Raw genomic sequence first — 20,789 nt, forward strand, 5'->3', positions numbered from 1 at the left:
CTCAAAGTCCCAGAATCATCTGCGCGATGATGTTCTTCTGAATCTCGTTCGATCCGCCGTAGATCGATGTCTTGCGGAAATTGAAGTAGTAAGCCGCGAGCGGCGCGGCGTCATCGTCACCGGTAATGCCTGTTTGCCGCTCGCCGTCGAGGAACGCCGGATCGAAGGCGGCGGCCTGCGGACCGATGGCTTCGAACATCAACTCGGTCAACGTCTGCTGCACTTCCGTGCCCTTGATCTTGAGCATCGATGCTTCCGGCCCGAGGCCCTTCCCGCCCGTCTCGCTCCCGACGACACGCAGCACCGTCACCTCCAGCGCCATCAATTCGATTTCGAGCGCCGCGACCTTCGCCGCAAACAAGGGATCGTGGAGCAGCGGCTTGCCCTCTTTGTTCCGATCGAGCGCGAGGCGCTTGAGGAACGCCAGTTCCCGCTTCGATTGCCCGACGCGCGCGATGCCCGTGCGCTCGTGGCCAAGCAGATACTTCGCGTACGTCCACCCGTGATTCTCCTCGCCGACGAGATTGGCGACCGGCACCTTCACGTCCTGGAAGAAGACTTCGTTGACCTCGTGATCTTCGTCGAGCGTGATGATCGGGCGCACGGTGATGCCCGGCGTTTTCATATCGACGAGCAGGAATGAAATGCCTTCCTGCTTTTTCGCGCTGCTGTCGGTGCGCACGAGGCAGAACATCATGTCGGCGTGCTGGCCGAGCGTCGTCCAGGTCTTTTGCCCGTTGATGACGTAGTGATCGCCTTGCCGCTCGGCGCGAGTGCGCAGCGACGCGAGGTCGGACCCCGCGCCAGGTTCGGAATAGCCCTGACACCACCAGTCGTCGCCATTGAGGATGCGGGGAAGGTAACGAGACTTTTGCGCGTCGCTGCCGAATTTCATCAGCACGGGCGCGACCATCGACACCCCGAACGGCAGCACGATCGGCGCGCCGGCGCGGGCGCATTCCTCGTCCCAGATGTGGCGCTGCGTGGCGTCCCAGCCGGGGCCGCCGTATTCCCTCGGCCACGCGACCGCCGACCAGCCGCGTGCGGCCAGCAGCTTGTGCCAACTCGCGTAGTCATCGCGATTCAGGCGTTTGTGTCCGAGAACTTTATCGCGCAGCGCGCGCGGCAGACTGGCGTCGAGCCAGGCGCGGACGTCGGCCCGGAAGGCGTTGTCCGCAGGGGAATAGTCGAGATCCATGCGCGGTGTCTCCTTATCGTGCCGAAGCCTTCGGAGACGCCGCGCTCGCGCTCTACTGCAGCGGCTCCTTCAACGCTGCCGGCACCGGCAGCGGCATCACTTCGATTCCTTCTTCGAGCAAGGCATGCGCGTCTTCCGGCGTCGTGACGCCGCGAATATTGCGCGCGGGCGCTTCGTTGTAATGGATGCGCCGCGCCTCTTCCGCAAAACGCTCCCCCACGTTTTCCGTCTTCTCGACGAGCTCGCGCATGAACTTCAGCGCGCGGGCCTGAAGCGCGGCGGCGTCGGAGGCGGCAACCGGCGGCTGCGCCGATGCGGGCGCATCTCCGCGCGCCGACGTCAAATTCAGCCGCGGTGCGGACGGCATGCGGCTGACGTCCGTCGCCGAGCAAACGGGACAGGCGACCAGCTTGCGCGCCAATTGCGACTCGAACTCGTCGGCCGAAGCGAACCAGCCTTCAAAGCGATGTTCGTGCGCGCACTTTAAATCGAGGACCTTCATGCTGATGGGGCTTCGTGAAGTTTAATCTCGGAACTGCTGTTTGTGAACGGTCGTTCGTGACGGAGCGCGATGATGCGTCCGGCTTTTAGATTCTAGCTGTTCAACCGGTGCGACGCTTGGCCGTTCGAGTGCATACAAACGACAAAAGCGGCCACGTGGGCCGCTTTCGAATCCGCTGACGCTTTGGCTCAAGCCTTGACCGGATCGCCCGCCTGCCACTCGCCGGAGCGCAGCTTCTCGAGCCAGAACGCGCCGATGATCGTCTTCACGTCGCTGATGGTTCCGTCTTTAACCCACGTCATCAGCTGCGCGTGATCCACGATGAACGTTTCAAGGAATTCTCCCTCGTCGAGCTTCGCGTCGCCGGCGGTCAGGCCGCTTGCGAGATACAGATCGATGAATTCCGTCGAATACGAAATCACCGGATGAATGCGCGTCAGAAACGTCCACTCACGCGCGCTATAGCCCGTCTCTTCCTGCAACTCGCGCTTGGCGCACGTGAGTTCGTCCTCGTTCGGATCGAGCTTGCCCGCCGGGAACTCGAGCACCACGCGGCCGACCGGATAACGAAACTGGCGTTCGAGCAGCACGCGGCCATCGTCGAACACGGGGAGGATCATCACCGCGCCCGGATGCTCGACGAACTCGCGCGTCGCATGCTTGCCGTCGGGCAAAGCCACGGTGTCGCGCTTGAGCGTCAGAAATTTGCCTTCGTGCAACGTGACGCTTTCGACCTTTTTTTCGATAAGGCCATCGTCGCTACCGGGAGTGGACGTGTGATCTGCCATGCTGAACCCTAGCTTGGATGCAAACAAGCCGCTGACGGCAGAACCATCAGCGGCGTTTGACGAGGTATTGGTACGTGAAGCCCGGAAACGCGAACACCACGAAGAGACTGAAGGTAATGGCATAAAACTGCCATTCCTGACTGAAGCGATTGCCGGCGCGCGCTTCGAGCGTGAAGCCGAGCGCGCCGACGACGAAGTACAGAACGATCAACTCGCCGATTCTGATCCAGGCGCTTTTCTTCGCCGCCTTGCGTCCCGTCGACGCGGGAAGCGGCAACGGCACGACGGCGAAGAGGCGCTGATTCAGGAAGGGAATGTTGGCGCCCACGAGCGCCAACAGCACGATGAACCAGCCCGCCGCCGACATTACAGCGGCAGCGTATGCGAGATCGCCTGCAGGCACGCCGTCATCAGCGGACCGGGAACCAGGCCGAGCACCAGCACGGCCAGACCGTTGAACGCGAGCAGCGAACGATTGAATGCACCGGCCACGATCGGCGATGCGTCCTGCGGCGCGTCGAAGTACATCAGCTTCACGATACGCAGATAGTAGAACGCGCCGACCAGCGAAGTCAGGACGGCCAGCACTGCGAGCCACGTAAGGCCAGCGTTCATCGTCGCTTCGAGCACGGCGAGCTTCGCGTAGAAGCCGACCGTCGGCGGGATGCCGGCGAGCGAGAACATCATCACCATCATCACGAACGCGAAGACCGGGCTGCGTTGATTCAGGCCCTTGAAGTCGTCGATCATTTCGGCTTCGAAGTCGCGCCGCGCGAGCAGCATGACCACGCCGAACGTGCCAAGCGTCGTCACAAGATAGATGATGCTGTAGAACATCGCCGAGCTGTATGCGCCTGCCGCGCCCGTCACCTTGCCGTCCACGACGCCCGCAAGCAGGCCGAGCAGCACGAAACCCATGTTGGAGATGGCCGAGTAAGCCAGCATCCGCTTGATGTTCCGCTGCACGATACCCGTGATGTTGCCGACGATCAGCGACAGCGCCGCCAGAATCACCAGCATTTCCTGCCAGTCCACCGCCAGCGGCAGCAGGCCCATCACGAGGAAGCGCAGGCCCCAGGCGAACGCCGCGACCTTCGGGCCGCCGCCAGTGAGCAGCGTCATGGCGGTCGGTGCGCCCTGATAGACGTCGGGCACCCACATATGGAACGGCACCGCGCCCATCTTGAACGCCACGCCCGCGACGATAAAGATCACGCCGAAGAGCAGCACGGCGTCGTTGATGCGGCCGGAAGCCACCGCCTTCAGCACTTCGTTCAGTTCGAGCGAGCCGGTCGCGCCGTACAGCATCGACACGCCGTAGAGCAGGAAACCGGAAGCGAGCGCGCCGAGCACGTAGTACTTCATCGCCGATTCGTTCGACTGCGGCGCGTCCTTACGCAGCGCGATGACCGCATACAGCGACAGCGACATCAGTTCCAGACCGAGATACAGCGTCAGGAAGTTGTTGCCCGAAATCATCACGCACTGGCCGAGCAGCGAGAACAGGCCGAGCAGGAAGAAGTCGCCGCGGAACAGATCGCGGTCTTCCAGATACTTGCGCGAATAGATGATCGACACCGCGTACCCGAGCGTCACGACCGCTTTCATCGCGCTCGCGAACGGATCGACGACATACATGCGCGTGAAGAAGTAGTGCGGCGTCGGATCGAGCGCGGTGAAGGCGAACCACACGCCGACGACGATCGTCGACAACAGCGCGATCAGATACGTGACGCGACGGCTCGACGGTCCGAAGATGGTGTCGTTCAACCAGGCCACGACGACCGCGGCCATCAGGACCGCGTCGGGCAACAGCACACTCATAGGGGCGTTTTGCATGATCTTTTAGTTCCTCCGCACGGCGTTACTGAGCCAGCGGCAGCTTGGACTGCGCGACGTGGGAGAGCAGGTTTGCCACCGACTCGTGCATCACGTCGGTGAAGGGCTTCGGATGCAGGCCCATGTAAAGCGTGAACAGCGCGAGCACGACGAGCATGAACATCTCACGCTTGTTGATGTCCGCGAGTTTCGCGACGTGGTCGTTCGCGACCGCGCCGAAGTACACGCGCTTGTACATCCACAGCGTGTAAGCCGCGCCGAGAATCAGCGTGAACGTGGCGAGGAAGCCAATCCAGAAGTTGAACTTCACGGCAGCCAGAATCACCATGAATTCGCCGACGAAGCCCGACGTGCCCGGCAGGCCGCAGTTGGCCATCGCGAACAGCATCGACAGCGCCGCGAACTTCGGCATCGTGTTGACGACGCCGCCGTAATCCGCGATCTGGCGCGAATGGACGCGGTCATACAGCACGCCGATCGAAAGGAACATCGCGCCCGAGATGAAGCCGTGCGAGATCATCTGGATGATCGCGCCTTCGACGCCCAACTGGCTGAAGATGAAGAAGCCGAGCGTGACGAAGCCCATGTGCGCGATCGACGAATACGCGACGAGCTTCTTCATGTCCGCCTGCACCATCGCCACGAGGCCGATGTAGATCACCGCGATCAGCGACAGCGTGATGACCACGGGCGCCAGGAAGTGGCTCGCGTCCGGCGCAATCGGCAGCGAGAAACGCAGGAAGCCGTATGCGCCGAGCTTCAGCATGATCGCCGCCAGCACGACGGAGCCGCCCGTCGGCGCTTCGACGTGCGCGTCGGGCAGCCAGGTGTGGACCGGCCACATCGGCACCTTCACGGCGAACGCCAGGAAGAACGCGATGAACAGCAGCACCTGCGGCGTCATGCCGATCTTGGCGGCGTGCCACGTGGCGAGGTCGAACGTGTGCGTCTGCGTGTAGAGATACAGCAGCGCGACCAGCATCAGCAGCGAGCCGGCAAGCGTGTACAGGAAGAACTTGAACGCCGCGTACACACGGTTCGGGCCGCCCCATACGCCGATGATGATGTACATCGGAATCAGCGTGGCCTCGAAGAACACGTAGAACAGCATGCCGTCGGCCGTCGAGAACACGCCGATCATGATGCCCGAGAGGATCAGGAACGCGGCGAAGTACTGCGACACGCGCTCGGTGATCACTTCCCATCCGGCGATCACGACGATAACGGTGATCAGCGCGGTCAGCACGACGAACCACATCGAGATGCCGTCCACGCCCAGGTGATACGTGATGCTGAACCGCTCGATCCAGTTCGCCTGCTCGACGAACTGCAACGCGGCGGTCGACGAATCGAAGCCGGTGATCAGCGGAATGGTGACGATCAAACCGAGTACCGAGCCGATCAGCGCGACCCAGCGCGCGGGCGCCGGGTTGCGGTCATTGCCTACAGCGAGAACCAGGAGGCCGAATACGATCGGCAACCAGATCGCGACACTGAGAATCGGAAAAGAGTGCATGGGGTCCCTCGCCTTATTTGCCGCCGAGCGTTACAAACAGGGTCAACAGCCCCAACATGCCGATAATCATGGCGAACGCGTAGTGATAGATGTAACCGGATTGAAGGAAGCGGATGACACCGGCGAACCAGCCGACGAATCGCGCACTGCCATTGACCATGCCGTCGATGACGACCACATCGCCCTCTTTCCACAGGCCGCGGCCGATGGCGATGGCGCCCTTCGCAAAGACCACTTCGTTGATCTTGTCGAAGTAGTACTTGTTGTCGAGCAGCGTGTAGATCGGGCCGAAGCGGCGGCGAATGACCGGCGGCAGATCAGGGCGCTTCATGTACAGGAACCACGCGACGACCACGCCCGCGAGCGCCAGCCACACCGGCAAGCCGGAGACCGAATGCAGGCCCATCGCGAACCAGCCGTGGAATTCCTCGGCCATTTCGTGCATGCCTTCGTGGTTCTCGGCGATGTAGATCACCTTGTCGAACACAACGCCGTGCGAGAAGAAGTCGCCGAACAGCATCGGGCCGATCATGATCGCGCCGATCACCACCGACGGAATCGCGAGCAGGATCAACGGCAGCGTGACGACCCACGGGCTTTCGTGCGGCTCGTGCGCGTGGCCGTGGCCGTGGCCGTGGTCATCGTGCCCGTGCCCGTGACCATGACCGTGGCCGTGCGCTGCTTCTTCGGCGCCCATCGGCGACTCAGGGTGTTTCGGACCGCGGAAACGCTCTTTGCCATGGAACACCAGGAAGTACATGCGGAACGAGTAGAGCGCCGTGACGAAGACGCTCGCCACCACCGCGAAGTACGCGAAACCCGAACCCGGCAGATGCGAGAGCTTCACTGCGTCGATGATCGAGTCTTTCGAGTAGAAGCCCGAGAAGAACGGCGTGCCGATCAGCGCGAGCGAACCGAGCAGCGACGTGATCCACGTGATCGGCATGTACTTGGCCAGGCCGCCCATGTTGCGCATGTCCTGATCGTGGTGCATGCCGATGATGACCGACCCCGCGCCGAGGAACAGCAGCGCCTTGAAGAACGCGTGCGTGCCCAGATGGAACACGGCGACCGGATACGCCGATACACCGAGCGCGACCGTCATGTAACCGAGCTGCGAAAGCGTCGAATAAGCGACGACACGCTTGATGTCGTTCTGCACCACGCCGAGGAAGCCCATGAACAGGGCCGTGATCGCACCGATGACGGTCACGAACGACAGCGCCGCATCCGAATGCTCGAACAGCGGCGACATGCGCGTCACCATGAAGATGCCGGCGGTCACCATCGTCGCTGCGTGAATCAGCGCGGAGATCGGCGTCGGGCCTTCCATCGAATCAGGCAGCCACACGTGCAGCGGGAACTGCGCGGACTTGCCCATCGCGCCGATGAACAGGCAGATGCACGCAACCGTCAGCAAGCCCCAGCTCGTGCCGGGAAATTGCATGCTGGCGAGCTTGTCGCCTTGCGCGAAGACATCGCCATAGTTGAGCGAGCCAGCGAACGCAAGCAACAGGCCGATGCCCAGCAGAAAGCCGAAGTCGCCGACGCGGTTCACGAGGAACGCCTTCAGGTTCGCGTAAATGGCGCTTTCACGCGTGTAGTAGAAGCCGATCAGCAGGTACGACACGAGACCCACCGCTTCCCAGCCGAAGAACAGCTGCAGGAAGTTGTTGCTCATGACGAGCATCAGCATCGAGAACGTGAAGAGCGAGATGTACGAGAAGAAACGCTGGTAGCCGTCCTCTTCCGCCATGTAGCCGATGGTGTAGATATGGACCATCAGCGAGACGAAGGTGACGATGACCATCATCATCGCGGTGAGCGAGTCGACCAGGAAGCCGACTTCCATCTTGAGCGAGCCGAGCGACATCCACTGATAGATGGTCCCGTTGAAGCTGGCGCCCTTCATCACGTCGGCGTAGACGATCGCCGACAGGATGAACGAGATAAAAACGCCGAGAATGGTCACGCGATGCGCGCCCTTGCGCCCGATGGCCTTCCCGAGCAGCCCCGCGATCAGCGAGCCCGCGAGCGGCGCAAGCGGGATCGCAAGCAGTAGGTTTTCGTTGAGTGTCGTGGACATAACAGCCTAGCCTGAAATTAACCTTTGAGCTGATCGAGATCCTCGACGTTGATCGTGTCGAGGCTACGGAACAGGGTCACGAGAATCGCGAGACCGATCGCGGCTTCGGCGGCGGCCACGGTCAGGACGAAGAACACGAAAATCTGGCCGTGCACGTCGCCCAGATAGTGCGAGAACGCGACGAAATTGGTGTTCACCGCGAGCAGCATCAGCTCGATAGCCATCAAGATGATGATCACGTTGCGGCGGTTCAGGAAGATCCCGACGATGCTGATCGCGAACAGGATCGCGCCGAGCACCAGGTAATGAGCAAGACTCAACATGTTTAGATTTCTCCTCTGCGCTCAGCCTTTGTTGTCGACGGTGCCCGCGCCGACATTGCCGGTCACGGCGGGCTCGACAGACGCGTCCGGCGCCTGCTTCTCCGCTTGCATCTTCACGAGGCGCACGCGGTCTTCGCGGCGCACCTTGACCTGCTCGCTGACGGTTTGCGTCTTCTTGTCCTTCTTGTCGCGGATGGTGAGCGAGATCGCCGCGATGATCGCGACGAGCAGCACGAGGCCCGCGATTTCGAACGCGAAAATGTAATCGGTGTAGATGACCTTGCCGATGAGTTGCGTGTTCGGCATGACCGCCGCCCCGCCGACGCCCGCGCCCGCTGCCGCATCACGCAGCGGCGCGAAGGTGTCCCCGTAGCCGTGCCACAGGATCAGCGCCGTCTCGATCACGATGATCGCGCCGACGATGGTCGCGAGCGGCACGAAGCGCCGGAAGTCGCGTCGCAGCACGTCGATGTTGATGTCCAGCATCATCACGACGAACAGGAACAGCACCATCACGGCGCCGACATACACGAGAACCAGCAGGATCGCGAGGAATTCGGCTTGCAGCAGCATCCAGATCGCGGCCGCGTTGAAGAACGCGAGCACGAGAAAAAGCGCGGACGACACCGGATTGCGCGAAGTGATCACCTTCAGCGCAGACACGGTCAGCAGCAGCGCGAAGATATAGAACAGTACGGTTGTGAATTCCATGATTACCGGTTCATCGTTAGGCCATCATCAGGCAGGGTGTGTCGGCGCGCGTCTTTCTTCACGTGCGCCGACAGCAAAGCAGAATCGCTTCGTGTTCGAAGCCGGTTTGCGCGAAAGCATGACGCCTGGTTCTTCCGCGCGGCGCCGGCACCGAACTCGCATCAACGGTAAGGAGCGTCGGCCGCCTTCGATGCGGCGATTTCCTTCTCGTAACGATCGCCCACTGCAAGCAGCATGTCCTTCGTGAAATACAGATCGCCGCGTTTTTCGCCGTGATACTCGAGGATGTGCGTCTCGACGATCGAATCGACCGGGCAGCTTTCTTCGCAGAAGCCGCAGAAGATGCACTTGGTCAGGTCGATGTCGTAGCGCGTCGTGCGGCGGGTGTTGTCCGCGCGCGTTTCCGATTCGATGGTGATCGCGAGCGCCGGGCATACCGCTTCGCACAGCTTGCACGCAATGCAGCGCTCTTCGCCGTTTTCGTAGCGGCGCAGCGCATGCAACCCGCGGAAGCGCGGCGAAACCGGCGTCTTTTCTTCCGGGAACTGCACGGTGATCTTGCGCTGGAACGTGTAACGTCCCGTCAGCGCCAGACCCTTCAGCAGTTCGGTCAGGAAGAAGGTCTTAAAGAAGTTCTGAATGGCATTCATGATGATTTTCGTCCGCGCTTTCGCCGTTACTTCCAGATGTTGAGCGGCGACATGATCCAGAAGCCGACCACGACCACCCACACGACCGACACCGGCAGGAACACCTTCCAGCCGAGACGCATGATCTGGTCATAGCGGTAACGTGGGAAAGTCGCGCGCGCCCAGATGAAAATCGACAGCAGCAAGAAGACTTTCAGCACGAGCCAGAAGACGCCGGGGATGAACGACAGGAAGCCGAACGGTGCATCCCAGCCGCCCAGAAACAGCGTCGCCGCGATCGCCGAAATCACGATCATGTTGATGTATTCCGCCAGGAAGAACAGCGCGAACGCCATGCCCGAATAGTCGATCATGTGACCCGCGACGATCTCCGATTCGCCTTCCACCACGTCGAACGGGTGACGGTTCGTTTCGGCGATGCCCGAGATGAAGTACACGACGAACATCGGCAACAGCGGCAGCCAGTTCCACGACAGGAAGTTCACGCCGAAGCCCGCGAAGATGCCGCGCTGCTGCGAAGCGACGATATCCGACATGTTCAGCGTGCCGGCGACCATCAACACGACGACCAGCGCGAAGCCCATCGAAATTTCGTAGGACACCATCTGCGCCGCCGCGCGCATTGCGCCGAGGAACGCGTACTTCGAGTTCGACGCCCAGCCCGCGAGAATCACGCCGTACACGCCGATCGACGAGATCGCCATGATGTACAGCAGGCCCGCGTTGATGTTGCCGAGCACGGCCTTCGCCTGGAACGGAATGACCGCCCACACGGCGAACGCCGGAACCACGGTCATGATCGGCGCAATCACGTAGATCCACTTGCTGGCCTGCGTCGGCTGAATGACTTCCTTCAGCAGCAGCTTCAGCACGTCCGCGATCGGCTGCAACAGGCCAGCCGGGCCGACGCGGTTCGGTCCGAGACGCACGTGCATCCAGCCGATGAGCTTGCGCTCCCAGAGAATCAGGTACGCGACGCACAGCAGGATCACCACCGCGACGACGACGATGCGCACGAGCGCCCACACGGTCGGCCATGCAACGCCAAGAAGCTGCGTGCCGCCTGCGTTGATCGTATCGAACAAGCCCATTACGCCTTCTCCACTACCAGTTCACCGAACAGGCCGCCGAGTGCCGCGCCAGCCGCCGTCGCGGCCGGCACGCGGACCACCGATTCAGCCAGATTCGCATCACGGACCGCGGGCAGCACCACCGACAGGTCGCCTTGCCTGACACGCACCGCGTCGCCGTCCTTCAGGCCGAGCTTGTCGAAGAGCGTCGTCGGCAGGCCGGCGACATTCGCGTCGCGCGCCGCTGCGGTCAGATGCAGCGACGGCGCGCGACGCACGAGCGCGTCGGCGTGATAGATCGGCACATCGGCGAGACGCTCGAAGCCGCCCTTCACCGCGATGTTCGACGCTGCGCGCTTTGCCGCGACCGTCGTCTTGTTCGACAGGCGCGTGGTCAGATCACCCGTGCCGAGCGCCGCGATGCGCACTTCTTCGGCGGTGTCGAATTCGAAGCCCGGCAGGCCGAGCATCGTGCCGAGCACGCGCAGCACCTTCCAGCCCGGACGCGTATCGCCGAGACCGCGCACGACGCCGTTGAACGACTGAGCCGTGCCTTCCGCGTTGACGAACGTGCCCGATGTTTCCGTGAACGGCGCGATGGGCAGCAGCACGTCCGCATACTCCATGCCGTGCCTGAACGGCGACATCACGACGACCATTTCCGCCGACTTCAGCGCAGCGATGGCTTGCGCCGGGTTGGCCGTGTCGAATTCCGGCTCCGCGTTCAACAGCACATAGCCCTTGCGCGGTTGTTCGAACACTTCGCGTGCATTGAGGCCGCCTTCGCCGGGCAATGCGTCGACGAGATAGGCGCCGACCGAGTTTGCACCTTCAGTCAGGAAGCCGAAGCTCGCGCCGGTGTTATCGGCGATCCACTGCGCCGCCGCTTGAATCTGCGCGAAATCAGGATGTTGAACCGCGACGTTGCCGAGCAGCACGACGCGCTTCTCGCCCGCCGACAGCGATGCAGCAACGTCCTTTGCCGCAGCCGATGCTTCGCGGCCCGCGAATGCCTCGGGCAACGCGACGCCGCGCGCCTCGGAGACCGCCGCCGCGATGCCGGCCAGTTGATCCAGCCATGCCGACGGCGCCGCCACCAGGCGATGCGCAGTCGGGATCAGCGAATCGTCGTTGCTTGCGTTGAGGAACGTGAGCTTCGCGCCGTTCTTCGCTGCCTGACGCAGACGCGCGGCGAAGAGCGGATGATCGCGGCGCAGGAACGAGCCGATCACGAAAGCGGTGTCCACGTTCGACAGATCCGCGATCTTGACGCCCAGCCACGGCGCGCCCACGCCGACCGGCGCGGAGAAGTCGCTCTGACGCAGACGGAAATCGATGTTCGGCGTGCCGACGCCTTCAGTCAGCGCCTTCAGAAGGTGCAGTTCTTCGATCGTGCTATGCGGCGTCGCGAGTGCGGCGATGGCGTTCGCGCCATGATCCGCCTTGATGCCCTTGATGCCCTTCGCCACGTATTCGAGCGCGGTCTGCCAGTCGGTTTCGATCCAGTTGCCGCCCTGCTTCAGCATCGGCGTGGTGAGACGGTCGTCGCTGTTCAGGCCTTCGTACGAGAAGCGGTCCTTGTCCGAGATCCAGCATTCGTTGATGGCTTCGTTTTCCATCGGCAGAACGCGCATCACGCGGTTGTTCTTCACCTGGACGACCAGGTTGGCGCCGACGGAATCATGCGGGCTCACCGACTTGCGGCGCGACAATTCCCACGTCCGCGCGCTGTAGCGGAACGGCTTGCTCGTGAGCGCGCCGACCGGGCACAGGTCGATCATGTTGCCGGACAGTTCGGAATCCACCGTCTTGCCGACGAACGACGTGATCTCCGAATGCTCGCCGCGGCCCAGCATGCCGAGTTCCATCACGCCAGCGACTTCCTGGCCGAAGCGTACGCAGCGGGTGCAGTGGATGCAGCGCGTCATCTCTTCCATCGAGATGAGCGGACCGACGTTCTTGTGGAACACGACGCGCTTTTCTTCGCTATAGCGAGACTGCGACTTGCCGTAACCGACCGCCAGATCCTGCAACTGGCACTCGCCGCCCTGATCGCAGATCGGGCAATCGAGCGGATGGTTGATCAGCAGGAATTCCATCACCGACTGCTGGGCCTTCACGGCCTTGTCGGACGTCGTGCGCACGACCATGCCCGCGGACACGGGGGTCGCGCACGCGGGGACGGCCTTCGGCATTTTCTCGACTTCGACGAGGCACATCCGGCAGTTCGCCGCGATCGACAGCTTCTTGTGATAGCAGAAGTGAGGAATGTACGTATCGACCTTATGCGCAGCCTGGATCACCATGCTGCCTTCGGGCACCTCGACCGTCTTGCCGTCAATTTCTAGTTCAACCATGATGGGGAATGGTCCTCAACCTCTTTCGCGCAACTGACTTGTGCGCCTGATTACGCGGTAAGCGCTTCGGACGCCGCATGATGTGCGTGCCCGCCGACGAGACAGTGCTTGTGCTCGACGTGATATTCGAATTCGTTCCAGAAGTGCTTCAGCATGCCGCGCACCGGCATCGCCGCGGCATCTCCGAGCGCGCAAATCGTGCGGCCCATGATGTTTTCGGCGACCGAGTTTAGGAGATCCAGATCTTCCTTGCGCCCGAGACCATGCTCGATGCGATGCACGACGCGATAAAGCCAGCCCGTGCCCTCGCGGCAAGGCGTGCACTGGCCGCATGACTCTTCGTAATAGAAGTACGACAGGCGCAACAGCGAGCGCACCATGCAGCGCGTTTCGTTCATGACGATGACCGCGCCCGAGCCCAGCATCGACCCGGCTTTGGCGATCGAATCGTAGTCCATATCGGTGGCGAGCATCATCTCGCCAGGCACGACCGGCGCGGACGAACCGCCCGGAATCACCGCCTTCACCGAGTTGCCGCGCACGCCGCCGGCGAGTTCCATCAGCGTCGAGAACGGCGTGCCAAGCGGAATTTCGTAGTTGCCCGGACGGTTCACATCGCCCGACACCGAGAAAATCTTCGTCCCGCCGTTGTTCGGCTTGCCGAGTTCCAGATAATTCTGCGGCCCGATTTCCAGCAGGAACGGCACCGCCGCGAACGTTTCGGTGTTGTTGATCGTGGTCGGCTTGCCGTACACGCCGAAGCTCGCCGGGAACGGCGGCTTGAAGCGCGGCTGGCCCTTCTTGCCTTCGAGCGATTCGAGCAGCGCCGTTTCTTCGCCGCAGATGTACGCGCCGTAACCATGGTGCGCGTAAAGCTCGAACGAGAAGCCGGAGCCGAGAATGTTCGCGCCGAGATAACCGGCTGCGCGCGCTTCTTCGAGCGCCGCTTCGAACACGCGGTAGACCTCGAAGATCTCGCCGTGGATGTAGTTGTAGCCGACGGTGATGCCCATCGCGTACGCGCCGATGGCCATGCCTTCGATCAGCGCGTGCGGGTTCCAGCGAAGGATATCGCGGTCCTTGAACGTGCCCGGCTCGCCCTCGTCCGAGTTGCAAACGAGATACTTTTGCCCCGGGAACTGGCGCGGCATGAAGCTCCACTTCAGGCCGGTCGGGAAGCCCGCACCGCCACGGCCGCGCAGACCCGACGCCTTGACGTCGGCGATCACCTGCTCCGGCGGAATCTTCTCTTCGAGAATGCGGCGCAGTTGCTTGTAGCCGCCGCGCGCAACGTAATCTTCGAGATGCCAGTTCTCGCCGTTGAGGCCGGCGAGGATCAGCGGCTTGATGTGACGATCGTGGAGAGACGTCATTTCGAAAGTTCCTCGATCAACTGGTCGATCTTCTCGCGGCTCATGAAGCTGCACATGCGGTGATTGTTCACCAGCATCACCGGCGCATCGCCGCACGAACCGAAGCACTCGCCTTCCTTCAGCGTGAACTTGCCGTCGGGCGTGGTCTCGCCGAAATCGATGCCGAGCTTCTGCTTCAGATACTGCGCCGCGCTGTCGGAGCCGCCATCCGGGCCCAACTGGCAAGGCAGGTTCGTGCAGAGCGTGATCTTGTGCTTACCGACCGGCGCCAGTTCGTACATCGTGTAGAAGGTGGCGACTTCCTGTACGGCAACAGGCGGCATGCCCAGATAGTCGGCGACGAACTTCATCAGTTCCGGCGACAGCCATCCGTGTTCCTCCTGCGCGACAGCGAGCGCAGCCATCACCGCCGACTGCTTTTGTTCGGCGGGATACTTCGCGATCGCACGATCGATTTCTTTGAGGCCTTCAGCTGAGATCATTTTCAGACACGACTCTTTCAATTCCTACCGAACGAAAACCTGCCGCGACCATCTTATTGCAGCAGACCTGGCGTCCTGCGGTTTCCTGTAATTGCTTCTACGCTTCCCGCTTCGATTCACCGCGACGGCGGCTCGATGAGCGCGCCGTGCTTGCAGCGGGCGAATGGATCAGCGATCGATCTCGCCGAACACGATGTCTTGCGTACCGATGATCGTCACGGCGTCGGCAATCATGTGGCCGCGCGCCATTTCGTCGAGCGAGGCGAGGTGTGCATAACCGGGCGCACGGATCTTCAGGCGGTACGGCTTGTTCGCGCCGTCCGAGACCAGATAGATGCCGAATTCGCCCTTCGGATGCTCGATCGCGGCGTACGTCTCGCCTTCCGGCACATGGAAGCCTTCGGTAAAGAGCTTGAAGTGGTGAATCAGCTCTTCCATGTTGCTCTTCATGCCGACACGCGACGGCGGCGCAACCTTGTGATTATCGATCATCACAGGGCCGGGATTCGCGCGCAGCCAGGCAATGCACTGTTTGGCGATACGCGTGGATTGACGCATTTCTTCGACGCGCACCAGATAGCGGTCATAGCAATCGCCATTCACGCCGACGGGGATGTCGAAGTCGAGCTGGTCGTAGACTTCGTACGGCTGCTTCTTGCGCAGGTCCCATTCGATGCCCGAACCGCGCAGCATCGCGCCGCTCATGCCGAGCTGCAATGCGCGCTCTGGGCTCACCACGCCGATGCCGACCAGACGCTGCTTCCAGATGCGGTTGTCGGTGAGCAGCGTTTCGTACTCGTCGACATGACCGGGGAAACGCGTGAAGAAGTCGTCGATGAAGTCGAGCAGCGAACCCTGGCGGTTTTCGTTCATCCTCTCGAGCGCCTTCGCGTTGCGAATCTTCGAGACCTTGTATTGCGGCATCGCGTCCGGCAGATCGCGATACACGCCGCCCGGACGATAGTAGGCCGCGTGCATGCGCGCGCCGGATACCGCCTCGTAGACGTCCATCAGGTCTTCGCGCTCGCGGAACGCGTAGAGGAACACGGCCATCGCGCCGACGTCGAGCGCGTGCGAGCCGATCCACATCAGGTGGTTCAGCACGCGCGTGATTTCATCGAACAGCACGCGGATGTATTTCGCGCGCACCGGCACGTCGACGCCGAGCAGCTTCTCGATGGCGAGCACGTAAGCGTGCTCGTTACACATCATCGACACGTAGTCGAGACGGTCCATGTACGGCACGGACTGAATGAACGTCTTGGTTTCCGCGAGCTTTTCGGTCGCGCGATGCAGCAGCCCGATGTGCGGATCGGCGCGCTGGATCACTTCGCCGTCCAGTTCCAGCACGAGGCGCAACACGCCGTGTGCGGCAGGGTGCTGCGGGCCAAAATTCAGCGTGTAATTCTTGATCTCTGCCATGACGCTCTCTTAATGTTTCAGGCCACCGTAGCGATCTTCGCGAATCACGCGCGGCGTGATCTCGCGCGGCTCGATCGTCACGGGCTGATACACGACGCGCTTCTCTTCCGGGTCATAACGCATCTCGACGAAACCGCTCACCGGGAAGTCCTTGCGGAACGGATGGCCGATGAAGCCATAGTCCGTGAGAATGCGGCGCAGATCGGGGTGGCCTTCGAACACGATGCCGTACAGGTCGAATGCCTCGCGCTCGTACCAGTTTGCCGACGACCAGACGTCGACCACCGACGGCACGATCGGCACGTCGTCGTCCGGTGCGAATACGCGTACGCGCACGCGCCAGTTGTTCGACACGGAGAGGAGATGCAGAACGGCTGCGAAGCGCGGGCCTTCGTAGGCGCCGTCGCCATAGGTCGAATAGTCGACGCCGGCGAGGTCCATCAACTGCTCGAAACCGAGCGAGCGATCGTCGCGCAGCCGGGTTGCGACTTCGAGGTAATCGGCCGCCTTCACGACGACCGTCAACTGACCCAGCGACTCGGTGATGCTCTGGAGACGGCCGCCAAACGCCGTCTCGAGGTTCGCCTTCAGGGTCTCGAGTTTGCTTGCCATAGTTGGGGAGGCTCAGGCCTTTATTGACGGGCGATGGTGTTGGTGCGGCGAATCTTCGCCTGCAACTGGATCACGCCGTAGACCAGCGCTTCGGCCGTGGGAGGACAGCCGGGAACGTAGACATCGACCGGAACGATTCGGTCGCAGCCGCGCACGACGGAGTACGAGTAGTGGTAATAGCCGCCACCGTTCGCGCACGAACCCATCGAGATGACCCAGCGAGGCTCGGCCATCTGGTCGTACACCTTACGAAGCGCGGGCGCCATCTTGTTGCATAGCGTGCCGGCGACGATCATCACGTCGGACTGACGCGGACTCGGGCGAAACACCACGCCGAAGCGGTCCAGGTCGTAGCGGGCCGCGCCCGCATGCATCATCTCGACCGCACAGCACGCGAGACCGAACGTCATCGGCCACAACGAGCCGGTGCGCGTCCAGTTGATCAGCTTGTCAGCCGTGGTGGTGACAAAGCCTTCCTTCAAGACCCCTTCGATACTCATTTGATTTCCACTCCAGATGAGCAGCCAGCCAAAGCCGCCCATGAATCCGGTGATCTACCCGTTACTCCCAGTCGAGGCCGCCCTTTCTCCAGATGTAGGCGAAGCCGAGCAGGAATTCGAGCAGAAAGATCATCATGGCCATGAAGCCGGGCCAGCCGATATCACGCAGAGCCACGCCCCACGGAAACAGGAACGCCGTCTCAAGGTCGAAAATGATGAAAAGAATTGCGACGAGATAGTAACGCACATCGAACTTCATACGGGCGTCTTCGAAGGCTTCGAAGCCGCACTCGTAAGGTGCGTTCTTTTCGGTGTCAGGCTTGCTGGGACCGAGAATCTTGCCGATGCTGACCAACGCTATACCTAAACCAAGGCCCACCACGAGGAACAAGAAGACGGGGTAATAGGGTGCGAGGTTCAAGGCTATCCTCAGATCGGTAGGTTCGGTCAGTCGATGATTGGGCGCTTCTGCCGGGACAGACCACCCGGCGACGGAACTCACTTGGGACCACTCACGATGCCACGCGGCAGCATAAGGGTACTCCAGAAGTGACAATGCCAGCCGAAGCGAAGCAAGCGGCTGGCATTGGATAACTTTTGGTGCCGACGGCGAGACTCGAACTCGCACAGCTTTCGCCACTACCCCCTCAAGATAGCGTGTCTACCAATTTCACCACGTCGGCACTGTACTGCAATCCGGGAAAACAACTTCTTAATTGCCGCGAATCGCTTCAAGACTTGAATTATAACTAGGCCTCAAGAATTGTTCAACGCATAAAACACGAATTTCGCGAAAATATGTCCCGGACGTTATTTCGGAACGTCAGTGCCCGGCGCCGCCGATGCGGGAGCCGTTGCGGCCGGTGCGGAGGCACCCGAAGCGGGCGCCGACGCAGCGGGAGCGGCACCGCCCAGCACGCCAGCCGAGGTCTGCGGCTTGTAGCTGCCGAGATAGGTCAACGCAAGCGTCGTGATGAAGAAGATCGCCGCGAGGACGGCGGTGGTGCGCGAGAGGAAGTTCGCCGATCCGGTTGCGCCGAACAGGCTTCCCGATGCGCCGCTGCCGAACGCCGCGCCCATGTCTGCGCCCTTGCCGTGTTGCAGCAGCACGAGCCCGATAACGCCAAGCGCCGACAGCAACTGGACGACGATAATCAATGTCTTCAAATACAGCATTTAAACTCACCTAGATCTTGATGTTTCCGTGACACTCACGTGCCGCGACTTACTCTTTCTACTGCCCTGCGTCCGGCCGCTTATCGCGTCGCGGTGTGCGCCGCCTGGCAGATCGCAAGAAAATCTTTCGACTTCAGCGACGCGCCGCCAATCAGCCCGCCGTCGATGTCCCGTTGCCCGAACAATTCCTGCGCGTTCTCGGGCTTCACGCTGCCGCCATACAACACCGGCACGTTCGCTACCGCTTCGCCCTTCTCGGCCAGCTTGCCCCGCACGAAGGCGTGAACGCCCTGCGCCTGCTCGGCCGTCGCGCTCTTGCCCGTGCCGATCGCCCACACCGGTTCATAGGCGATGACGATGCGCGCCGCTTCCTCCGCGCTCAACATAAGAAGCACGGCGTCCAGTTGCGCGCCGATGACTTGCTCCGTCGCGCCGGATTCGCGCTCTTCGAGCGTTTCGCCGATACAGACGATGGGCGTCAAACCCGCTTCCAGCGCACGACGGGCCTTCGCCGCGACCAGCTCGGGCGTTTCGCGATGATACGCGCGCCGCTCCGAATGCCCGACGATCGCATACGTCGCGCCGAAGTCAGCTGCCATTTCCGCAGCGACTTCACCGGTGTAGGCGCCTTGCGCGTGCGCCGAAATATCCTGCACGCCCCAGCGCAACAGCGAGCCGGAAAGCAGCGCCTGCGATTGCGCGAGATACGGGCACGGCACGCATACGCCGACACTCACGCCATTCTGCAAAGCCGATGCGCCTGCGGCGACTTCGGTCAGCAGGGCCGCGTTGTCCTTGATGCGACCATGCATCTTCCAGTTGCCCACCACCAGTTTTGCTCGTTCTCTGGACATTGTCTCGTCGCTCGGCGGCTTTCGACAGCCGCCTTCTTAGTCGATCAGACGGCCTCTCGATACGGAAGCCGCCCTGTTATTGGAATGAAGCGCTGTGAACTGCAAACTGCTTACAAAACAGGCGATTTTACTGTGATACGGCGAAACCGGTCAAACCGCCAAAGCCGCTGCCGTTGCATTGCGCTGTCACGCGTTCTCGCGCCAGTCGAGCACGATCTTGCCAACGTGGGTGCTGCTCTCCATCAACGCATGGGCGGCAGCCGCCTCGGCCGCCGGAAATACCTGGTGGATCACCGGCTTGATGCGTCCCGCTTCGATCTCCGGCCACACGCGCTCCTTCAGCTTCGCGGCGATCTTCGCCTTGAACGCAACAGGACGCGGACGCAGCGTCGAGCCGGTGATAACGAGCCGGCGGCGCAAGATGTCGTTCAGATTGATTTCCGCCTTCGCGCCGCCGAGCAGCGCGATCACGCAGACGCGGCCGCCGTCGGCCAGTGCCTTCAGCTCGCGCGGCAGATAGTCGCCGGCGACCATATCGAGAATGACGTCGACGCCGCGATCGTTCGTCAGCGATTTCACCACTTCGACGAAATCTTCCGTCTTGTAGTTGATCGCGCGCTCCGCGCCGAGCGATTCGCAGGCGCGGCACTTTTCGTCGCTGCCAGCCGTGGCGAACACGCGAAAACCGAGCGCCCGCGCAATCTGAATCGCCGTCACGCCGATACCGCTCGATCCGCCCTGCACGAGCAGCGTCTCCTCCTCACCGTTCTCGCCGGCGCCGAGATGCGCGCGCTCGAACACGTTGCTCCATACGGTGAAGAACGTCTCGGGCAGCGAGGCCGCCTCGATATCGGAAAGGCCTGCCGGCACCGGCAGGCATTGCTCGATCGGCGCGACCGCGTATTCCGCATAGCCGCCGCCCGCGAGCAGCGCGCACACGCGATCGCCCTTCTTGAGACCGAACGGGTTGTGCTTCGAATCGAAGTCGCCATCGACGATCTCGCCCGCCACTTCAAGCCCCGGCAGATCCGACGCGCCCGGCGGCGGTGCATACGCGCCCTTGCGTTGAAAGACGTCGGGCCGGTTCACGCCCGAAGCCGCGACCTTGATCAGTACTTCGCCCTCGCCCGCTTCGGGCATCGGACGTTCGCCCAGCTTCAGCACTTCGGGTGCGCCGAACTCCGTGATTTCGATGGCCTTCATAGCTTTCCCCTGAATGCGTGGCAGGTTGATCGAATGACGCTACGGCTCGAATCGGATGGCAGTGCGCACGCGACGCGCGCTTCACGCGCCACACTGCCATCGAATCCGATGACGCGTCGGACAATGC

The 20,789-nt window shown here is 62.0% G+C and carries 21 protein-coding genes and 1 tRNA gene; all 22 read right to left on the reverse strand.

Annotated elements, in window-relative coordinates; translation table 11 throughout:
* Position 1: 1 nt before the first annotated feature.
* The 22 genes from BG57_RS00080 to BG57_RS00185 all read right to left on the reverse strand — a co-directional run bounded on the left by BG57_RS00080 (position 2) and on the right by BG57_RS00185 (position 20,662).
* On the reverse strand, positions 2-1,198 hold the full coding sequence (locus tag BG57_RS00080) for an acyl-CoA dehydrogenase family protein (RefSeq protein WP_035959370.1): 1,197 nt from the start codon (positions 1,196-1,198) through the stop codon (positions 2-4).
* Between the two features lie 52 nt (positions 1,199-1,250).
* The gene (locus BG57_RS00085) at positions 1,251-1,700 is read right to left on the reverse strand and encodes a DUF1178 family protein (protein WP_035959371.1); all 450 of its coding nucleotides are present in this window, start codon (positions 1,698-1,700) and stop codon (positions 1,251-1,253) included.
* Between the two features lie 188 nt (positions 1,701-1,888).
* A complete protein-coding gene (locus BG57_RS00090; protein ID WP_035959372.1) occupies positions 1,889-2,488 on the reverse strand; it encodes an NUDIX domain-containing protein in 600 nt (199 codons plus the stop codon).
* A 46-nt stretch (positions 2,489-2,534) separates the two neighbouring features.
* Complete coding sequence (locus tag BG57_RS00095; RefSeq protein WP_035959373.1) at positions 2,535-2,855, reverse strand: DUF2818 family protein; 321 nt, start codon at positions 2,853-2,855, stop codon at positions 2,535-2,537.
* A complete protein-coding gene (gene nuoN, locus BG57_RS00100; protein WP_035959375.1) occupies positions 2,855-4,327 on the reverse strand; it encodes an NADH-quinone oxidoreductase subunit NuoN in 1,473 nt (490 codons plus the stop codon). The genes BG57_RS00095 and nuoN overlap by 1 nt, the downstream gene beginning before the upstream one ends.
* Positions 4,328-4,352: 25 nt before the next feature.
* On the reverse strand, positions 4,353-5,843 hold the full coding sequence (locus tag BG57_RS00105; RefSeq protein WP_035959376.1) for an NADH-quinone oxidoreductase subunit M: 1,491 nt from the start codon (positions 5,841-5,843) through the stop codon (positions 4,353-4,355).
* Positions 5,844-5,856: 13 nt separating this feature from the next.
* Positions 5,857-7,929: an NADH-quinone oxidoreductase subunit L gene (nuoL, locus tag BG57_RS00110; RefSeq protein WP_035959377.1), complete on the reverse strand. Its 2,073-nt coding sequence runs from the start codon at positions 7,927-7,929 to the stop codon at positions 5,857-5,859.
* A 17-nt stretch (positions 7,930-7,946) separates the two neighbouring features.
* A complete protein-coding gene (gene nuoK / locus BG57_RS00115; RefSeq protein ID WP_007588140.1) occupies positions 7,947-8,252 on the reverse strand; it encodes an NADH-quinone oxidoreductase subunit NuoK in 306 nt (101 codons plus the stop codon).
* A 21-nt stretch (positions 8,253-8,273) separates the two neighbouring features.
* The gene (locus BG57_RS00120) at positions 8,274-8,963 is read right to left on the reverse strand and encodes an NADH-quinone oxidoreductase subunit J (RefSeq protein WP_035959378.1); all 690 of its coding nucleotides are present in this window, start codon (positions 8,961-8,963) and stop codon (positions 8,274-8,276) included.
* A gap of 161 nt (positions 8,964-9,124) precedes the next feature.
* On the reverse strand, positions 9,125-9,613 hold the full coding sequence (gene nuoI, locus BG57_RS00125; protein ID WP_035959380.1) for an NADH-quinone oxidoreductase subunit NuoI: 489 nt from the start codon (positions 9,611-9,613) through the stop codon (positions 9,125-9,127).
* Between the two features lie 26 nt (positions 9,614-9,639).
* A complete protein-coding gene (nuoH, locus tag BG57_RS00130; RefSeq protein WP_035959381.1) occupies positions 9,640-10,704 on the reverse strand; it encodes an NADH-quinone oxidoreductase subunit NuoH in 1,065 nt (354 codons plus the stop codon).
* Complete coding sequence (gene nuoG, locus BG57_RS00135) at positions 10,704-13,040, reverse strand: NADH-quinone oxidoreductase subunit NuoG (protein WP_035959383.1); 2,337 nt, start codon at positions 13,038-13,040, stop codon at positions 10,704-10,706. Before nuoG ends, nuoH begins: the two co-directional genes overlap by 1 nt.
* 50 nt (positions 13,041-13,090) lie before the next feature.
* Complete coding sequence (gene nuoF, locus BG57_RS00140; RefSeq protein WP_035959384.1) at positions 13,091-14,413, reverse strand: NADH-quinone oxidoreductase subunit NuoF; 1,323 nt, start codon at positions 14,411-14,413, stop codon at positions 13,091-13,093.
* On the reverse strand, positions 14,410-14,895 hold the full coding sequence (nuoE, locus tag BG57_RS00145; RefSeq protein ID WP_035959385.1) for an NADH-quinone oxidoreductase subunit NuoE: 486 nt from the start codon (positions 14,893-14,895) through the stop codon (positions 14,410-14,412). Before nuoE ends, nuoF begins: the two co-directional genes overlap by 4 nt.
* A gap of 168 nt (positions 14,896-15,063) precedes the next feature.
* The gene (locus BG57_RS00150) at positions 15,064-16,317 is read right to left on the reverse strand and encodes an NADH-quinone oxidoreductase subunit D (protein WP_035959386.1); all 1,254 of its coding nucleotides are present in this window, start codon (positions 16,315-16,317) and stop codon (positions 15,064-15,066) included.
* A 9-nt stretch (positions 16,318-16,326) separates the two neighbouring features.
* Positions 16,327-16,929, reverse strand: coding sequence for an NADH-quinone oxidoreductase subunit C (locus BG57_RS00155; RefSeq protein WP_035959387.1), 603 nt, complete (start codon positions 16,927-16,929; stop codon positions 16,327-16,329).
* Between the two features lie 20 nt (positions 16,930-16,949).
* The gene (locus BG57_RS00160; RefSeq protein ID WP_006052903.1) at positions 16,950-17,429 is read right to left on the reverse strand and encodes a NuoB/complex I 20 kDa subunit family protein; all 480 of its coding nucleotides are present in this window, start codon (positions 17,427-17,429) and stop codon (positions 16,950-16,952) included.
* 61 nt (positions 17,430-17,490) lie between these two features.
* Entirely contained in the window at positions 17,491-17,850 is a 360-nt protein-coding gene (locus BG57_RS00165) for an NADH-quinone oxidoreductase subunit A (protein WP_035959388.1), read from the reverse strand.
* A gap of 177 nt (positions 17,851-18,027) precedes the next feature.
* Positions 18,028-18,112, reverse strand: a tRNA-Leu gene (locus BG57_RS00170).
* A 127-nt stretch (positions 18,113-18,239) separates the two neighbouring features.
* Entirely contained in the window at positions 18,240-18,605 is a 366-nt protein-coding gene (secG, locus tag BG57_RS00175) for a preprotein translocase subunit SecG (RefSeq protein WP_035959390.1), read from the reverse strand.
* 80 nt (positions 18,606-18,685) lie between these two features.
* Positions 18,686-19,459 carry a triose-phosphate isomerase gene (tpiA, locus tag BG57_RS00180; RefSeq protein WP_035959391.1) on the reverse strand — a complete coding sequence of 258 codons (774 nt, stop codon included), beginning with the start codon at positions 19,457-19,459 and terminating at the stop codon, positions 18,686-18,688.
* Positions 19,460-19,645: 186 nt separating this feature from the next.
* Complete coding sequence (locus BG57_RS00185) at positions 19,646-20,662, reverse strand: NAD(P)H-quinone oxidoreductase (protein WP_174447172.1); 1,017 nt, start codon at positions 20,660-20,662, stop codon at positions 19,646-19,648.
* Between the last annotated feature and the right edge of the window lie 127 nt (positions 20,663-20,789).

Origin of the sequence: Caballeronia grimmiae (genome assembly GCF_000698555.1) — a bacterium.
Lineage (GTDB): Bacteria > Pseudomonadota > Gammaproteobacteria > Burkholderiales > Burkholderiaceae > Caballeronia > Caballeronia grimmiae.

Bases quoted from the DNA above. Each gene is read 5' to 3' on its own strand.
- BG57_RS00085 (WP_035959371.1), bottom strand. From the start codon at position 1,700: ATGAAGGTCCTCGATTTAAAGTGCGCGCACGAACATCGCTTTGAAGGC.
- nuoE (WP_035959385.1), bottom strand. From the start codon at position 14,895: ATGATCTCAGCTGAAGGCCTCAAAGAAATCGATCGTGCGATCGCGAAG.
- BG57_RS00150 (WP_035959386.1), bottom strand. From the start codon at position 16,317: ATGGCAGAGATCAAGAATTACACGCTGAATTTTGGCCCGCAGCACCCT.
- tpiA (WP_035959391.1), bottom strand. From the start codon at position 19,459: ATGTCCAGAGAACGAGCAAAACTGGTGGTGGGCAACTGGAAGATGCAT.
- nuoF (WP_035959384.1), bottom strand. From the start codon at position 14,413: ATGACGTCTCTCCACGATCGTCACATCAAGCCGCTGATCCTCGCCGGC.
- nuoG (WP_035959383.1), bottom strand. From the start codon at position 13,040: ATGGTTGAACTAGAAATTGACGGCAAGACGGTCGAGGTGCCCGAAGGC.
- nuoN (WP_035959375.1), bottom strand. From the start codon at position 4,327: ATGCAAAACGCCCCTATGAGTGTGCTGTTGCCCGACGCGGTCCTGATG.
- secG (WP_035959390.1), bottom strand. From the start codon at position 18,605: ATGCTGTATTTGAAGACATTGATTATCGTCGTCCAGTTGCTGTCGGCG.
- nuoI (WP_035959380.1), bottom strand. From the start codon at position 9,613: ATGAATGCCATTCAGAACTTCTTTAAGACCTTCTTCCTGACCGAACTG.
- BG57_RS00095 (WP_035959373.1), bottom strand. From the start codon at position 2,855: ATGTCGGCGGCGGGCTGGTTCATCGTGCTGTTGGCGCTCGTGGGCGCC.
- nuoL (WP_035959377.1), bottom strand. From the start codon at position 7,929: ATGTCCACGACACTCAACGAAAACCTACTGCTTGCGATCCCGCTTGCG.
- nuoK (WP_007588140.1), bottom strand. From the start codon at position 8,252: ATGTTGAGTCTTGCTCATTACCTGGTGCTCGGCGCGATCCTGTTCGCG.
- BG57_RS00105 (WP_035959376.1), bottom strand. From the start codon at position 5,843: ATGCACTCTTTTCCGATTCTCAGTGTCGCGATCTGGTTGCCGATCGTA.
- BG57_RS00155 (WP_035959387.1), bottom strand. From the start codon at position 16,929: ATGGCAAGCAAACTCGAGACCCTGAAGGCGAACCTCGAGACGGCGTTT.
- BG57_RS00160 (WP_006052903.1), bottom strand. From the start codon at position 17,429: ATGAGTATCGAAGGGGTCTTGAAGGAAGGCTTTGTCACCACCACGGCT.
- BG57_RS00090 (WP_035959372.1), bottom strand. From the start codon at position 2,488: ATGGCAGATCACACGTCCACTCCCGGTAGCGACGATGGCCTTATCGAA.
- BG57_RS00120 (WP_035959378.1), bottom strand. From the start codon at position 8,963: ATGGAATTCACAACCGTACTGTTCTATATCTTCGCGCTGCTGCTGACC.
- nuoH (WP_035959381.1), bottom strand. From the start codon at position 10,704: ATGGGCTTGTTCGATACGATCAACGCAGGCGGCACGCAGCTTCTTGGC.
- BG57_RS00080 (WP_035959370.1), bottom strand. From the start codon at position 1,198: ATGGATCTCGACTATTCCCCTGCGGACAACGCCTTCCGGGCCGACGTC.
- BG57_RS00185 (WP_174447172.1), bottom strand. From the start codon at position 20,662: ATGAAGGCCATCGAAATCACGGAGTTCGGCGCACCCGAAGTGCTGAAG.